The organism is Stenotrophomonas sp. PS02298 (genome assembly GCF_029959445.1).
In the GTDB taxonomy this organism is placed as follows: domain Bacteria; phylum Pseudomonadota; class Gammaproteobacteria; order Xanthomonadales; family Xanthomonadaceae; genus Stenotrophomonas.
In genome coordinates this window covers 18,453-34,231 of sequence record NZ_JASCOR010000031.1, presented here as the reverse complement: position 1 = coordinate 34,231, position 15,779 = coordinate 18,453, and the positions used below count along the sequence as shown (strand labels likewise).

Sequence of the window (15,779 nt, the reverse complement as noted above, 5' to 3'; positions counted from 1 at the left end):
GAGCAAAGCTGTAGAGCCGAGCCATGCTCGGCTGAGGGTTTACTGGTGATGCCTTTGCCGAGCATGGCTCGGCACTACAGGTTCGGCTTTTTTGAGCGGCGTCAGCCGCGAAGCCGGTTACAGCAGGCCGTCGCGCTTTACTGCGAGGTAGCGTTCAACCAGGGCTGCAGGCAGTTCTTCAGCGGTGACGTCCAGCACCATCACCCGGTGGCTGCGCAGTGCTTCATGGGCATCACTGCGTTGCTGCAGGTAGGCGGCAATGGCGCCGGCCTGTATTGCCTCGGGGACGGTTTCCACATCGCGGGCCAAAGCCTGGTCGAGTTCGCGTTCGCGCAGGCTGGCCACGCAGACCAGATGCCGCTTCTGCAGCAGGCGCACGGCGGCCAACAGATCTTCGATGTCTTCATCGCGGACGTTGGTGACCAGCATCACCAGGCTGCGCCGTGATTGCCGCAGCGACAATTCGGTAGCTGCGGCGAGATAGTCGGTAGCTACCGGCTTGGGCTGCAGGTCATAGCTGGCGCGCAACAGGCTGTCGATCGCTCCCATGCCACGCTTCGGTGCGACCCAGCGGCTGTCACCGCCGCTGGCGAACAAGCCGACGCCGTCGCCCTGGCGCAACGCCAGATACGACACCACCAGTGAGGCATTGAGCACGTGGTCGAAATGCGACAACCCGCCCTCGTCGGCCATCATCCGCCGACCGGTGTCGATCAGCATCACCAGCTGCTGGTTCTTTTCGTCCTGGTATTCACGCGAGATCAGTTTGCGTGCACGTGACGTGGCCTTCCAGTCAATCTGGCGCAGGCTGTCGCCGACGCGGTACTCGCGCATCTGGTGAAAGTCGGTGCCTTCGCCACGGCGGCGCTTCAGGTGCGCACCTACCAGTCGTGATGCCATCTCCGCGCTGAGCAGGGCGAAGCGGGTGAGTGGAGCGAAGTTGGGGTAAACACGCACGGTTTGCTCTGTGCCGACGGTGCGTTGTTGCCGCCATAGACGCAGTGGTGAATGCAGGCGCAGGTGCACACCATCAAACACGAAGGTGCCGCGGTTGGCCGGGGTGAAACGGTAGCTGAAACGGGTTTCGCTGGCTTTGCCCAGTTTCAGGCTGCGTGGCAGGCCGTTGCTGCTCCAGCCATCCGGCAGCAGGTCGAATACGTCAACGCGCTGCTTGCCGTAGGAATCCAGCTGCAGCCAGGTTTCCCGTTCGACACCCAGGGCGAGGGAGTCAGGGAGTTCGCGCCGGACCTGCGGGCTGGGCTTGCGCCAGAGCAACGCGAGGTCGATCAGGGCAAGCAGGGCAATTGCCGCAGCGCTGATGGTCCATGCCTGCATGGGCAGGTAGTGCAGGGCGACTGGCAGGCCTAGCAGGCCCCAGAGCACCAGCAGGGTGATCAATAAGGGGGCGGGTCTCACTGCATGGGCCTGGTTGTCTGGAGATCTGGTGTTTGGCGTGGTGGAGCAACAGCAAGAACCGAAGCACCCCTCCCCAACCCTCCCCTCCGCGCTGCGCGCGCAAGGGAGGGGGCAGAAGCGAAAGCACCCCTTCCCAGCCCTTCACTCCATGCTTCGCACGCAAGGGAGGGGGCTGAGGCGGGGGCCTCGTTTGGCATGCTGGCGCTTCTTGCCGCGTTGCTCACTTGCGCGGCGCCTCCACCTTGGCGAGCAGGGCGGTCAGGGCGTCGTCGGCGGATTGGCCTTCGATCTGCAGTTCCGGGGCCAGCGCGATGCGGTGACGCAGTGCCGGCTTGGCGATCTCACGCACGTCGTCAGGGGTGACGAAGTCGCGGCCGGACAGGACGGCCTGTGCGCGGGCGGCGCGCACCAGTGCGATGCTGCCGCGCGGGCCAGCGCCCAGGGCGATACCCGGCCACTTGCGGGTTGCCGCGACGATGCGCACGGCGTAATCGATCACCTGCGGGTCAACGGTGATCGCAGCCACCGCCTTCTGCAGTTCCACCACATCGGCACCGCTGAGTACGCGCGGCACCTGGCTGAGGTTGAAGTCGCTGGCGGTACGGCCGGTGGTGATGGCCTGCACCATCTGCTTCTCGTCTTCCAGCTGTGGGTAGTCGATCAGCACCTTCAGCAGGAAGCGGTCCAGCTGTGCTTCCGGCAGCGGATAGGTGCCTTCCTGCTCAACCGGGTTCTGCGTGGCCATGGTCAGGAACGGCGGAGTCAGCGAGAAGCCCTTGCCTTCGATGGTGACCTGGCCTTCCTGCATCACCTCCAGCAGCGCGGACTGGGTCTTGGCCGGGGCGCGGTTGATTTCGTCGGCCAGCAGCAGGTTGGTGAACACCGGGCCGCGACGGATCTTGAAGCTCTCGGTCTTGGGGTCGTACACCGCGTGGCCGCTGACGTCGCTGGGCATCAGGTCGGGGGTGAACTGCACGCGTGCGTAGTCCAGTTCCAATGCCTGTGCCAGGGCGCGCACCAGCAGCGTTTTGCCCAACCCGGGCACGCCTTCGATCAGCACGTGGCCACCGGCCAGCAAGGCGATCAGGATCTGGTCCAGCACGTCGCTCTGGCCGATGAAGGCATGGCCTACTGCTTCGCGGATGCGCTCGACGCGTTCAATCAGATCCGTGTTGACCGGCGCGGGAGCAGGCGCGGGCGTCGGTGCGGGTGCATCGCCGGGGAGGGCAGGCGGAGTGAACTCGTCGGTCATAGCTGGTTTCTCATCTGGATGAGCAAGCGGATGCGGTCGCGCAGGGCAATGTCGTCCTGCGAAGGGGGAATCTGCAAGGCGGTCTGCACGCGGCTGATGGGCCACTGCAGGTGATCGGCGATGGCCTGCGCCTGGGCGTCGCCGCTCAATGCGGCGGCCACCGGTACGCGGCGACGCAGACGGGTGAGGAAGGCTTGGCGCACGGCGTCGTACAACAGCGGTGACTTGCGGTAGCGGTGCAGGTGCTCGCCGCTGGCGCGCACATGTTCCAACAGCGAGCGGCGGTCTTCGCGCGGCGAGGGCTGCAACGCGCCGAAGCGCTGGCAGCGCATCCACAGCCATGCCAGCAGGGCGAGCAGCAACGGCACCCACACCGGCCAACCACGCTGGAACAGTGACTTCCACAGCGATGGCAGCTCCATCGCATAGATCAGGTGGGTGGTGCCCTTGCCGTAGTTGGGTGCGAGCACCAGGCGGGCCAGGTCGCGGTGCGGGATATCGCGCAGGCCGGTGTCGCGTTCGCCGCTGCCATTGAGCAGGAAATCCATGTCGCCCAGCACATCCACCCGGCCCAGGCCGTAACGCAGGCGCGCATAGGCCAGCGTGCCATCGTCGTCTGCATCGGCCCAGCGGCGCTCGGCGCGGGCCTTCCCGGCGAGGGTGAAGCGGTTGCCGCTACAGAACTCGTTGTGGGATTCCTGGCCGGGGACCTGCCAGATCTGGCAACGCGCCGGGACTTCGCTGGTGACCACTCCAAGGCGTTCCAGCAAGCCTTGGTCATCGCCGTCCAGGTCTTCGTCAGCTTCAGGTGCGCGTAGCAGCAGGTGGCCGCCGAACTGCACCCAGTCCAATAGGCCCTCGACCTGTGCCGGCGTGAGCAGGCGTGGGTCGTCGAGCATCAGCACGGTATCGCCGGGCTGCAGTTGCATGGCGGGCAGGTCGAGCTTGCGCCGGGTTTCGGCCTTGCTGCCGTCGCGGATCAGGGCTTCGCGAAGTGCATACAGCGCGTTGTATGTAGGCTCGCCATAAGCGGGCAGGGTGATTTCTTCGCTGGCCTTCTCAAAGCTGCGCACGAACCAGAGCGCGACCAAAGCAGTCAGCAACAGCAGTACAACGATCAGGGTGTTGCGCAGGGCGGTATTCATGCCGGCCACCCGTACTGCTGATGCAGTTCCTTGATCAGTGCCTCGAACTCTTCATCGCTGGGCAGACGGCCGGCATAAGCGGCGTACTGCCAGAAGCGCACCATGCGTGCGAACAGGTTGCGGTCAGCCTCCTGCGGCATCTTGCGCGATGCGCGCAGGCATTGCGCTTCGGTGGCCCCCGGTGGCAACACGACATTGCTGCGTTCGACCAGCACTTCCACCGAGGCACGGTAAAGCAATGCCAGTGCGTGCCGTGGCTTGCCTTCGCGCCACAGCCGACGCGCACTGCCGAGGATGTCCGGCGGCAGCACTTCCGGCAGCTGCAGCGCTTCCTGCAGCGCTGGTGCCTGCACGTCGCGGCTGCGACGGCCGTCGCCGCGGAACCAAGGCAGCCACCAACGCGCGGTCAGGGCGAGTGCTACCAACAGCGCGCCGAGCAGAATCCACAGGATGCTCTCGCTGATCAGCGCAGCGAACTTGGCGATGGCGCCCAGGATCGGGCCGGGATCAGGTTTGTCGTTGTCGTCGGTATCGGGCCTCTTGTCCGATGCCTTCCTTACCCAGCGGGTGACGCTGCGCTTGGCGCCAAGTTGTGGGTCTTCATAGGCACGTGCCGCGGCCTGCCGGAAGCCGGCGGTATCGGCGGGTGCAGCGCCAAACAGCTGTTGCGGCGTGGTCGCTGCAGCGCCGGCTGATTCCGGCAGCGCCTCGGCAGCGTCCTTGTGGTTGCCGTGGTTCTGCGTATCTGCGCTGTCCTGCGCCCGTGCCTGCAGCGATGGCAATGCGAATACGGCCAGCAGCAACACCAGCATCGGCGCCAGCCCAGCCAGTCGCTCGCGCAGGCGACGGAAGGCGATCTCCACATCCCAGGCTTCCAGCTGGGTGCGACGGTTGAGGTAGAGGCCAAAGCCGGCGCCGCTGTAGAACGGGCTGATCATCGTCATCGCCAACCATGCCAGCAGGTTGAAACCTATCCACGCCCACGCGGGGGTGTCTTGGCCGATCAGTTCCCACGTTGCTCGCAGTGATTCGGACAGCAGCTCCACCGGTACGAACATGAAGATCAAGGCAACACCGGCAAATTGCAGCATGGTCTCGAAATGCCAGCACACCCAGGTGAGCAGGGTGGCGTGACCATAGGCGGCACCGCCGAGTGCATGCCGGCGTCCGCGCCGCTGGTTGGCGTCGCCACCTTCCAGCAGGTCGACCGGCATCAACAGTGAGCGGGCGGGGCTGAGTCGACGCCAGCCGAGATAGGCGCCGACACCGCGCCACCCCCAGTTCCACTGCGCGCGCAGAGTCTGGCCAGTAGTGGGCTCGGCACCAAATGCGCCGCGCGAAATCACGTACAGCGGGATGCGCTCGAACGCGGGCTTGAGCCACCACAGGATGAAACTGGACACCCAGAAGTTGTCCAGCCACCAGCCAAGCAGGTTGAGCAGCGCAAACACCGGCAGTGTCAGCAGTACCCAGGGCTTCCAGATTGCGCCGGCATGGCGGCGGACCAGGGCGGTGCCCAGTTCCATCGCTTCCCACTGCGAACGCGCACGCAGTGCGACATCGAGCTGATCAATCCGCATGATCACCTCCGTGTCCGCCGCGCCACAGCCACAACAGCACGGCCGTCCACAGCACGGCAGACACGCCGAGCTTGCCCCACATCGGCACCCACGCGATCGATGACCAGAACGCCTCGATGAAAGCAGCCACCAGCAGCATGAAGGCCACGCCCAGGCACAGCCGTGCACCAATCACGCCGCCTTCGATCAGTGCATCGATGCGGCGTTTGTGGCCTGGTGCCACCAGACGCAGGCCAAGCTGCAGGCCGGCACCGCCAGCAATCACAATGGCGGTCAGCTCGAACGGCGCGTGGCCGACCACAAAGCGCCAGAACGGATCGCCCGAGCCGATCTGCTGCAGATGCCCGGCCACCGCACCAATGGTGATGCCGTTGAACAGCAATACGAGGATGGTGCCGATGCCGGCCAATAGTCCGCTGGCAAAGGTGCGCAGGCCGATGCTGATGTTGTTCATGATGTAGTGGCCGAACATTGCCCAGTCGGTGCCGCTGTCGCGGCCCAGATTGTCGGCGGCCGGGTCATACATCTTTTCGATGTTCGCCAGCTGGCGTGGATCCATCAGCATGTGGATCAGCTCAGGCTTGTATTGCAGCAGCACGAAGATGCCGACCAGCGGGATCGCGAACAGTGCGCACGCCACCCACATCGCGCCTGCCTGGCTGCGTACGGTGCTTGGGAAATCGGCGAACAGGAATTCAAGCGCACGCTGCCAGCGCGGTGCCGGTGTGCGGTACAGCAGGTTGTGGCCGCGCTGCATCAGTTGCTGCAGTTGTTCCACCAGCTGCGGGCTGTAACCACGGCGGCGCGCCAAGGCCAGCTGCTGGCAGAGGCGGCGGTAGCGCTGTGGGATGGTTTCATCGCCCAGCACGTCGGGGTCGATGCTGGGCCGCTGCTTCCGCGTGCGTTCGCCACGGCGTTGCAGCCAGTCCTCGAATTGCTGCCATTCGTGCTGATAGCGGGTGACAAACTGTTCCTGTTTCATCGCCGCCCCAGCAACCAGTTGGCCATTGCATACAAACGCACGACGCCAGCCTGGCCGCGCTCCTGGCTCAGCTCGCTGGCGATGTCGGCCAGCTCACGCTGACGGCCTGGTGAAAGTGCCGGCGCGCGGTCGGCGAAGGCGATCAAGGCAGCCTGTTCGCTGGGCTGCAAGGGCAGCGGTGGTGGCAGTGCGGTATCGATGCGCGCTGGCGGCGTGGCCGGACGTGGCACGGTATGGATTACCAGCGAGCCGGCGACCAGATCGCCCAGACGACGGCCATGCGCGTCAAACAGGCAGGTGACCAGGCCCAGCGCGTAACCAAACGGCAGCGCGTCGACAGTGCGTAGCAGGTTGCGCACGATCGCCGCCATCCAGCCCAACGGTGCGCCGTCGCGGGCGACCACGCGCAGGCCCAGCACCTTTTTGCCCAAGGTGCGGCCGAACCACACCTCCAGCACGATCGGGTAGGCCCAGAACATCAGGAACATCAGCCCGAGATAAAGACCGCTACCGAATTCGCCCAGCGCGAACAGCAATGGGCTCATCACCGCCAGCACGCCAAAGCGCACGCACAGGTCGATCAGCCAGGCCAGTGCACGCGGTACCGGGCCTGCGGCGGGCAGGTGTAGCGGCACGCCTTCGGGGGTGATGACCTCGCGATAGGTGTCCAGCATCGGCCGCGCTGTGCTCATTGCCTTGGCTCCAGCACCTGCTGGTGGTCCTGCATGCGGCGGATGGAAGCCCGGAGTCCAGCCCGGACGGATGCCTGTGGCATTCGTGTCTCTGCTACGTCCCTATCAGAATGCTGACTTTAGCTGGCGGCAGCAGGAAAACCCAGCCCGCCGTTGGCAGCGGCAGGCCGGGTGGGGCGGGTTTCAGCGCACGGTGCGGTTGTCGTCGCCACGCACGAACAGCTTCCTGATCGCACCGCCGAGGAACAGCATGCCGATCAGCAGCAGTTTCCAGAACTTGGCCAGCAGCAGGCCGAGCTTGGCAAACAGCCCGGCTTTGGCCGCCAAGCCACCGCCGATCAGGGTAGCCACGCCATAGGCGGCGACCTTGTCGGTGCTGGGGTTGTGATCGGCATAACGTGCGCCCTGGTCGAACTCGGCCATTGGCAGCAGCTTGTCCATGCCCTCGCGTACCAGTGCCAGTTCCGACATTCCTGAGACGGCATTCAAGCTCAGGTAGCCGTGCCGGCCGAGCACGCGGATGTCGTAGTTGAGGGTGTGATCGGGCTGGTCGTTGAAGGCCAGCTCGCGTGCCCAGTAGAGCTTCTTGCTGCCTGCCTCATAGCGGGGCGGCACCGCCCAGCCCACCAGGTCGAGCGAGCCATAGCCGGCCTTGATGCGCTCCGGGTTGCTGTCGCGGGTCTCGGCCTGCATGGTCTTGAGCAGGTCGGCGTAGTCGATCTTGCTGGCATCTTCGTCGGACACGTAGCCATCGTCGGACCAGGTCACCACCACCGCCCAGCTGTCCTGCTCGCTCAAGCCTGGACTGCGCGGCACGATCATGCCCAACACACTGTCATCGGGCGGATTGCCCCACATGTCTTCCAGCACCCGGCGCGCGTCAGCCTTGTCCAGATAGCGGAACTCGTCATTCAAATTGAAGTGGGCCCGTGCCTCGGGTACCTCGATCTGCCCGCTGCGGAACTGCAGCGACTGCTCGAACTGCTCCGCGCTCATGCCCTGTTCTTGCTGGGCAGCGTCCTGGGCGGAGGCGGAAAAGCAAACCACGCACAGCAGTGCCGCAGCCGCCAACAGGCGCTGCGCCACGTTTTTCATCGACTTCATGTCAAACCCTCGAAGGCGTCCCCACGCCAAGGCCGGCAGTGTGCACCCGCAGGGTGGTTGCCGACAATGCCTGCTCGCTCAGCCCTGCATGCCGCGGTACTGGTCCTTGACCCTGACGTAGTGATCGGCGGAGTAGCGCAGGCCCTCGATGTCCTTCTCGCTGAGCTGGCGCATCAGCCGTGCCGGGTTGCCAGCCCACAACTCGCCGCTGCGCACCAGCTTGCCCGGCCCGATGACCGCGCCGGCAGCGATGAAGGCATTGGTCTCGATCACCGCACCATCGAGGATGCAGGCACCCATGCCGATCAGGCAGTAATCACCAATGGTGCAGGCGTGGATGATGCAGCCATGGCCGACGGTGACGCCTTCGCCGATCAGCGTCGGGTAGCCGCCCTTGTTGTAGGGACTTTCGTGGCTGACATGGATGATGGTGCCGTCCTGCACATTGGTGCGTGCACCGATGCGGACGTAATTCACATCACCGCGGATCACGGTGCCCGGCCACACCGAGGCATCATCGCCAATCTGCACATCACCGATGATGGTGCAGGCTTCGTCGATATAGACGCGCTCGCCGAGGGTGGGGGTTTTATCCAGGAAGGGGCGCAGTGCGGGCATGGTGATCGCCTTGGGGAACGAATTTGGCAAGCAGCATCATAGTCGCAGTTGCCCTATAGGCGGATTTAGCGCGGTGCGTGGGCAATGAGCATTTGTCTGAAAAGCTCGTCAAGCGCGTTGGCGTCACCTTGGCCTGCGGTCAACAGGGGTGGTGTATTGCCACGCCGCGCAAGCTCGGCATCAATGTAGTCGCTGATGAGGGCTATGCGAGGGCCATCGGCTACCTCCGCGCTGCGTCGCTTTGTCGCCAGCAGTTGATCAATGGCGTTGCGTACAGTGCCCTCGGGGAGCAGGCGATCGAGCAGGTCCTCAAAAGCCATTGGCGGCGGTGTGGGCTCGTTCTCTATCCATTGGCAGGCGAGCAACGGCCGCAACACGTAAAGGTATTTCTTGGTGCGCACCCGCTCGCCTTTCAGATAGCCGCGATGATTGGCGCTGGCCATGTTGAAGTAATGCCACCAGCTGCCCAGAGGCGAGTGAAACTGCTGTACCGCGGCTTGCAGTTCTGAGATGGCTTGAGCGTCACCGCGATAGTGGATGGGTGAGCGCAGCCATTCGGACAGGGTTGGGTTGGACTTGGAGACCAGGCGCAATGCTTTGCGCAGGTCCCAACCGCTGATATCCAGCTCGTCATCGATGGGTAGCTCGATCACATCGCGTTGTGCTTCACCCGGGGCAGTACGTTCGTTGACACTCAGGTACCAAGGGTGGCGATGGACGTAGATGAAGCGGGCATCGTAGTCGCTGTCCGGCGACGAGAATCCCCAGCCGCGGCTGCCGGATTCGCAGGCCATCAAAACGCGTACGTCGTGCTGACGTTCGATCTGTTCCAGCGCGGCGAGTACGGCTTGGCGTTTTTCCGGGTCGATCGGATGAATGTCCATATTCTGCGGCTCCTTTAGCGGGAGACGAAGTCTAGTCAGGGTGCGCGCGAAAGGCACCCCTCCCCAACCCTCCCCTCCGCCTTCGGCGCAAGGGAGGGGGTTGTTTCGCGTGTTCATTCAGTTGGTAGGGCGCCGCCTCTGCTCCCTCCCTTGCGCATAGCGCAGGGGAGGATTGGGGAGGGGTAGAGCTTCTAAGCTCTCACCAACAACCCAAATCAAAAACTCAAGCCACCTTGCCGCGTCGCGCCCGCTCCAGATGCACCAGCAGCAGTGAAATCGCTGCCGGCGTCATGCCTGGAATACGCTGTGCCTGACCGATGGTCTGCGGACGTACGCGCTCCAGTTTCTGCAATGCCTCGGCAGACAAGCCACGTACCGAGGCGAAGTCGAAGCCTTCGACAATCGCAGTGTTCTCGTGCCGCTGCTGGCGTTCGATTTCTTCGCGCTGGCGGTCCAGATAGCCGGCGTACTTGACGCTGATCTCCACCTGCTCGGCCACGCGCGCATCATCGACGCCCGGTCCGAGTGAGGGCACCTGCATCAACTTGGCGTAATCCAGTTCCGGGCGCTTGATCAGGTCCAGCACATTGGTTTCGCGGCTGACTGCCACGCCGGTGGCTTCGGCGACTTCGCGGCCCAGTGCATTGCCTGGCGTCGCCCAGATGCCACGCAGGCGTGCGCTTTCGTTGGCGACGGCGGCCTGCTTGGTTTCAAACGCGGACCAGCGGCGGTCATCGACCAGACCCAGCTCGCGACCGGTCGGGGTCAGGCGGGTATCGGCATTGTCTTCGCGCAGCTGCAGCCGGTACTCGGCGCGGCTGGTGAACATGCGGTAGGGCTCGCTGGTGCCGTGGGTGATCAGGTCGTCGACCAGCACGCCGATATAGGCTTCATCGCGACGTGGGCACCAGCCGTCCTTGCCCTGTACGAACAGCGCGGCATTGATGCCGGCCAGCAGGCCCTGCGCGCCGGCTTCTTCATAACCGGTGGTGCCGTTGATCTGGCCGGCGAAGAACAGGCCGTTGACCTGACGGGTTTCCAGCGTGTTCTTCAGGCCGCGCGGATCGAAGAAGTCGTATTCGATGGCGTAGCCGGGGCGGGTGATGTGCGCCTGCTCGAAGCCACGGATGCTGCGCACCAGTTCCAGCTGCACGTCGAACGGCAGCGAGGTGGAAATGCCGTTCGGATAGATCTCCACCACGTCCAGGCCTTCGGGCTCGACGAAGATCTGGTGGCTGTCCTTCTCGGCGAAACGCACTACCTTGTCTTCGATCGACGGGCAGTAACGTGGGCCGATGCCTTCGATCTGGCCGCTGTACAGCGGCGAACGGTGCAGTGCGCCACGGATGATGTCGTGGGTGCGCTCACTGGTATGGGTGATCCAGCAGCTGACCTGCTGCGGATGCTCGCTGACGTCGCCAAGGTAGGACATCACAGGCAGCGGATCGTCGCCGGGCTGCTCGTCCATCACGCTGTAATCCAGCGAACGGCCGTCGATGCGCGGCGGAGTGCCGGTCTTCAGGCGATCAATGACGAACGGGCGCTCGCGCAGGCGCGCGGCCAGCGTGGTCGCTGGCGGGTCGCCCATGCGGCCCGCGGTGTATTGGGTTTCGCCGATATGGATCTTGCCGGCGAGGAAGGTGCCGGCGGTGAGCACGACTGCAGCAGCGTGGAAGGTCAGTCCGGTCTGGGTGATGGCGCCACGCACGGCGTCGCCTTCAATCACCAGATCATCGACGGCTGCCTGGAATACGGTCAGGTTCGGCTGCGACTCGACGATGCCGCGGATCGCCATCCGGTACAGGTTGCGGTCGGCCTGGCAGCGGGTGGCGCGTACGGCCGGGCCCTTGGAGGCATTGAGTGTGCGCCACTGGATGCCGGCGCGATCGGCGGCATGCGCCATCGCCCCGCCGAGCGCATCGATCTCCTTGACCAGGTGACCCTTGCCAATGCCGCCGATGGCGGGGTTGCAGCTCATCGCGCCGACGGTTTCGACGTTGTGGGTCAGCAGCAGGGTGCGGGCGCCGCCGCGCGCTGCAGCCAGCGCCGCTTCGGTGCCAGCGTGGCCGCCGCCAATGACGATGACGTCGTAACGGTAGAAGGAGTCGCTCATGGACGTGAGATCGGTCAGAAAGTGTGAAGTCCGTCAGATGGGTATTTCCCACGATGTGACGGCGTATGTGGTGATTTTACTGCCAAGCGCAATCCGGTACGCATCAACCCTAAAGTTGGCACGCAACCTGCAGTTAATACATTGCACCCAGCGTGGCATGCGACATAGGCGCAACAAGGTCGGAATTGGAACAGGGGCCGACCGAAGCGTACGTTGGGGTAGCAGGGGGCCGGTAGTCGGGGGACTACCGGCCTTGCAGTCCAGCAAGGCCCGCCTTGGCGGGAAAGCGTTGAAAGACAAAGCCCCGGCCTAGGCCGGGGCTTTGTCTTTATTAGGCGCCGATGTCCGACAGGGCCGGAACAGGGGGGATCCAGATTTCCTGGCGGACATCGACATTGAACTGTCTGGGCGAGACCGGTTTGGGTCACTATGCGACGCAAGCGGTCACCCGTAGGGCCAAGAATGCCTGCATTTGCGCCAATTGCAACCTTTTTATCGTTCCTGGATACGGGCGCCGTTCGGTTGCCGGGTTTGTGACGGCTGTCGGGCCGGCATCGGCCGTGCCTGAATAGCCGGACGCGCTGCAGGCTGAGGCCGCTGCATCGCCTGCTGCATGGGCTGGGCGCGCTGCATCGGCTGGTTGTTGGCACGCGGCGGCGGCCGGTTCAGGTTGTCCAGGTTGCGCCACGGCGACTTGTTGCCGCCGCCGTTCACCGGTGGCGGGCGGGTCGGCCGGCCGTCGTTGCCACCATTGCCGTTGCCCGGCGGGCGTGGACCGTTGCCGCCATGGTTGTGGTCGCCGCCACCGCCCGGGCGCGGGCCATGGCCGTTGCCATTGCCCGGCGGACGCGAACCATTGCCGTGATACGGCGGGCGCGGCCGGTTGTAGTTGGGGCGGTAGACCGGGTAGCCGTAGTTGCCGTAGCCGTAATAGCCACTGCCATAGCCGTAACCGCCGTAGCCGTAGCCACTGTTCGGATAGCCATAGGGATAGCTGTACTGTACCGAGGGAGAGCCGTGGTAATAGCCGCCCGAACCGCCGCCTACGTAGTCGTACGTGGCACAGCCAGACAGGCCCAACAGCAGGCCGGTGGAAACAATCAGGCGCTTGATCATGAGAAATCCCCCCCTCGTGGGTATGGCAGCCAGCTTCGGGCCATGGCGTTGAATCGGCCCTTAATTCGCATCTACATGGCTGAACATACAACGTGTGCGCAGATGAGATGGTCGCAGGCCCGGGGCCTGGGCTAACCTTTCACCATGAATGAACTTCCTTTGCCCGGATTTGCCGAGGTTCTGGCAGCAGCGGCGCGGATTGCCGCCCATGCGACGGTCACCCCGGTGCTGCGCTCACGCACGCTGGATGCACTGGCCGGCGCCAGCCTGCACTTCAAGGCTGAACACCTGCAGCGCAGCGGCGCGTTCAAGTTCCGCGGGGCCTGCAACGCGGTGTGGTCGCTGGATGTGGAGCACGCGAGTCACGGTGTGGTGACACATTCTTCGGGCAACCACGGTGCCGCACTGGCCTTGGCGGCGCGCTCGCGCGGAGTTCCCTGCCATGTGGTGGTGCCCGAGGGTGCGGTGGCGGCCAAGCTGGCCAATATCGAGCGCAACCAGGCCACCCTCTGGCGCTGTGCACCCACCCAGGCCGCGCGCGAAGCCGAGTGCCTGCGCGTGCAGCGCGAAACCGGGGCGACGCTGGTTCACCCCTATACCGACCCGCGGGTCATCGCCGGGCAGGGCACTGCCGTGCTCGAACTGATTCGCCAGGCCGGAACGCAACTGGATGTACTGGTGGTGCCGGTAGGCGGTGGAGGATTGGCCGCAGGCACCCTGCTGGCGATGCAGCAGCTGCTGCCGAACTGCGAGCTGGTACTGGCCGAGCCGGCCGGGGCTGCAGACACCGCGCGTTCGCTGGCGGCGGGTGAGCGATTGATCGATTTCGTGCCCGACACACTGTGCGATGGCCTGCGCGGTGCGCTGGGTGCGCCCAATTTCGCGTTGCTGCACGGCGCGGCACAGGTGATCAGCGTGGACGATGCCGATACCGTGGCTGCGATGCGCTTGATCTGGCAGGTGATGAAGCAGACCGTCGAGCCGTCCTCGGCGATCACCCTGGCGGCCGTGCTGTCCCAGCCGCAGCGTTTTGCCGGGCGCACGGTGGGGCTGGTGTTGTCCGGTGGCAATGTGGATCTGGATGCCTTGCCCTGGGTGCAGGCATGAAGGCAGCGGTTCGGCGCACAGGGTTGATGGGCTGGGTGTGGCGCTTGTGTGTGTTGCTGCTGTTGTGGCTGCTGGGCGTGGCGGCGTGGATCATCTGGGTAGGTGACCGTGACCAGGCCGCACCTGCCGATGCCATCATCGTGCTCGGTGCTGCGGCCTATGACGCCAAGCCTTCGCCGGTATTTGAAGAGCGCATCCGCCATGGCCTGGACCTGTACCGGCAGGGCTATGCACCGAAGTTGATTTTCACCGGTGGCTTTGGCGGCACGGGCGCGCGTTTTTCCGAATCACAGGTGGCGCGGCGTTATGCACTGAAGCAGAAGGTTCCGGGCAAGGACATCCTGATCGAAACCCGCTCGCGCACCACCCGGCAGAATCTGGTTGAAGCCAAGCAGGTCATGGCCAAGCACGACATGCACAAGGTGATCGTGGTCAGCGACCCGCTGCACATGGCGCGCGCGCTGCGTCTATCGAAGGAGTTGGGGATTGATGCGCTGGCGTCATCCACACCGAGCACGCGCTTCCGCAGTTTCCACACCAGCTGGCGTTTCCTGCTGCAGGAAGTCTATTTCTTCCACCGCGACCTGTTTGTAAAAGGGGCTTGAGCGGTGAAGAAACTGCATTTGTAGGAGCGGCGTAAGCCGCGAAGCTGACGCGCTGTCCGATGGGTTGTCTGTAGTGCCCCTGCCGAGCATGGCTCGGCACTACGGCTTTAGCCCCTCTCCCGCCTGCGGGAGAGGGGTTGGGGTGAGGGCAGTCTTTCGCTGGTAAAGCCCCTGCCGAGCATGGCTCGGCACTACGGAGCAGCACCTGCCCTTGTCCCGAATCCTTATTCCTGCGTCTTCCGCCGAATCGGAATGGCCGACAGCGGCACGCTCGCCACGTCCTGCCCCTGCTCACGGATCGGTGCGCCCGGTGCCGGTGCCCAGGCATGCGCATACACCACTTCCCAGCTGCTCGGCAGCTTGCCGTCAGCGCGACGCATCGGCTCGTAAGCATCGCGTGCAGCAGCAAAGCGGCTGCGCCCGGTCAGCGTGTGGCGACGGCTGTGCATGGCGTTGGTGGCGCCAATGGCTTTGAGCTCGCGCATCAGCGTTGGCAGGTCGTCGTAGGTCAGGGTGAACATGTCGCGGTCCAGTACCGGATCGCGGAAGCCAGCCATCATCAAGGCATCGCCGAACTGGGCGATCTGCACGAAGTGGCTTACATGCGAAGTGTCATCGGCCTGCGCAAATGCCTGGCGCAGTTCCACCAGCGTGTCGTGGGCAAACGTTGAACAGACCAGCAGGCCATTGGGCTTGAGCACGCGGCGGAAGCCGGCAAATACCGCCGGCAGGTCTTCCACCCACTGCAGGCACAGGTTGCTGTAGATCACGTCGACGCTGTTGTCGGCCAGCGGCAGGGCGCGGGCATCGGCGCAGACGCGCGAGAACGGGCGCCACCAGCCAGCCTGCTTCTTGGCTTCGGCCAGCATCGGCAGGGCCAGGTCCAGCGCGATCACCTGCGCCTTGGGCCAGCGCTTCTTCATCGCCGCGGTGGCATGGGCCGGGCCGCTGCCCACGTCCAACACCACCTGCGGTTGCCGGTCTTCCAGGTAGTCCAGCGACTCCAGCAGGCGCTTGGCCACTTCCTGCTGCAGCACGGCGGCGGCGTGGTAGCTGCTGGCGGCGCGCGAGAAGGCGCGGCGGACGTGTTTGGGGTCGAACAGAGAAGACATGGCGGTGATTCGGTTTCGTAATTCGGGATGGGAAGCGCTGCGGTGCTCAGGCA

14 protein-coding genes are annotated in these 15,779 nt (G+C 64.6%); 2 read left to right on the top strand and 12 right to left on the bottom strand.

All coding sequences use genetic code 11. The features are described from left to right. Window positions 1-117 precede the first annotated feature (117 nt). The 11 genes from QMX78_RS07155 to QMX78_RS07105 all read right to left on the bottom strand — a co-directional run bounded on the left by QMX78_RS07155 (window position 118) and on the right by QMX78_RS07105 (window position 12,902). Window positions 118-1,416, bottom strand: a complete 1,299-nt coding sequence (locus tag QMX78_RS07155) for a DUF58 domain-containing protein (RefSeq protein WP_282267924.1) — start codon at window positions 1,414-1,416, stop codon at window positions 118-120. Window positions 1,417-1,636: 220 nt separating this feature from the next. Continuing rightward, window positions 1,637-2,668, bottom strand: coding sequence for a MoxR family ATPase (locus QMX78_RS07150; RefSeq protein WP_282267923.1), 1,032 nt, complete (start codon window positions 2,666-2,668; stop codon window positions 1,637-1,639). Further along, window positions 2,665-3,813 carry a DUF4350 domain-containing protein gene (locus tag QMX78_RS07145; protein ID WP_282267921.1) on the bottom strand — a complete coding sequence of 383 codons (1,149 nt, stop codon included), beginning with the start codon at window positions 3,811-3,813 and terminating at the stop codon, window positions 2,665-2,667. The genes QMX78_RS07150 and QMX78_RS07145 overlap by 4 nt, the downstream gene beginning before the upstream one ends. Further along, window positions 3,810-5,393, bottom strand: coding sequence for a DUF4129 domain-containing protein (locus QMX78_RS07140; RefSeq protein ID WP_282267920.1), 1,584 nt, complete (start codon window positions 5,391-5,393; stop codon window positions 3,810-3,812). Before QMX78_RS07140 ends, QMX78_RS07145 begins: the two co-directional genes overlap by 4 nt. Next, complete coding sequence (locus tag QMX78_RS07135) at window positions 5,383-6,375, bottom strand: stage II sporulation protein M (RefSeq protein WP_282267919.1); 993 nt, start codon at window positions 6,373-6,375, stop codon at window positions 5,383-5,385. Before QMX78_RS07135 ends, QMX78_RS07140 begins: the two co-directional genes overlap by 11 nt. Beyond that, complete coding sequence (locus QMX78_RS07130) at window positions 6,372-7,067, bottom strand: RDD family protein (RefSeq protein ID WP_282267917.1); 696 nt, start codon at window positions 7,065-7,067, stop codon at window positions 6,372-6,374. The genes QMX78_RS07135 and QMX78_RS07130 overlap by 4 nt, the downstream gene beginning before the upstream one ends. A 183-nt stretch (window positions 7,068-7,250) precedes the next feature. After that, window positions 7,251-8,171 (bottom strand): DUF2167 domain-containing protein, encoded by a 921-nt coding sequence (locus tag QMX78_RS07125; RefSeq protein ID WP_282267915.1) that lies wholly within the window; start codon window positions 8,169-8,171, stop codon window positions 7,251-7,253. Window positions 8,172-8,249: 78 nt separating this feature from the next. Further along, window positions 8,250-8,789: a gamma carbonic anhydrase family protein gene (locus QMX78_RS07120; protein ID WP_282267913.1), complete on the bottom strand. Its 540-nt coding sequence runs from the start codon at window positions 8,787-8,789 to the stop codon at window positions 8,250-8,252. 65 nt (window positions 8,790-8,854) lie between these two features. Next, window positions 8,855-9,673, bottom strand: a complete 819-nt coding sequence (locus QMX78_RS07115; RefSeq protein ID WP_282267911.1) for a nucleotidyltransferase domain-containing protein — start codon at window positions 9,671-9,673, stop codon at window positions 8,855-8,857. A gap of 223 nt (window positions 9,674-9,896) precedes the next feature. Next, window positions 9,897-11,786 (bottom strand): tRNA uridine-5-carboxymethylaminomethyl(34) synthesis enzyme MnmG, encoded by a 1,890-nt coding sequence (gene mnmG, locus QMX78_RS07110; RefSeq protein ID WP_282267909.1) that lies wholly within the window; start codon window positions 11,784-11,786, stop codon window positions 9,897-9,899. 492 nt (window positions 11,787-12,278) lie between these two features. Next, window positions 12,279-12,902 carry a hypothetical protein gene (locus QMX78_RS07105; RefSeq protein WP_282267907.1) on the bottom strand — a complete coding sequence of 208 codons (624 nt, stop codon included), beginning with the start codon at window positions 12,900-12,902 and terminating at the stop codon, window positions 12,279-12,281. 144 nt (window positions 12,903-13,046) lie between these two features. Between QMX78_RS07105 and QMX78_RS07100 the strand changes: the two genes are divergently transcribed. Beyond that, a complete protein-coding gene (locus QMX78_RS07100; protein WP_282267905.1) occupies window positions 13,047-14,009 on the top strand; it encodes a pyridoxal-phosphate dependent enzyme in 963 nt (320 codons plus the stop codon). After that, complete coding sequence (locus QMX78_RS07095) at window positions 14,006-14,614, top strand: YdcF family protein (RefSeq protein ID WP_282267903.1); 609 nt, start codon at window positions 14,006-14,008, stop codon at window positions 14,612-14,614. The genes QMX78_RS07100 and QMX78_RS07095 overlap by 4 nt, the downstream gene beginning before the upstream one ends. Before the next feature lie 224 nt (window positions 14,615-14,838). Here QMX78_RS07095 and bioC read toward each other — a convergent pair whose 3' ends face one another. Further along, window positions 14,839-15,726 carry a malonyl-ACP O-methyltransferase BioC gene (bioC, locus tag QMX78_RS07090; RefSeq protein WP_282267901.1) on the bottom strand — a complete coding sequence of 296 codons (888 nt, stop codon included), beginning with the start codon at window positions 15,724-15,726 and terminating at the stop codon, window positions 14,839-14,841. Between the last annotated feature and the right edge of the window lie 53 nt (window positions 15,727-15,779).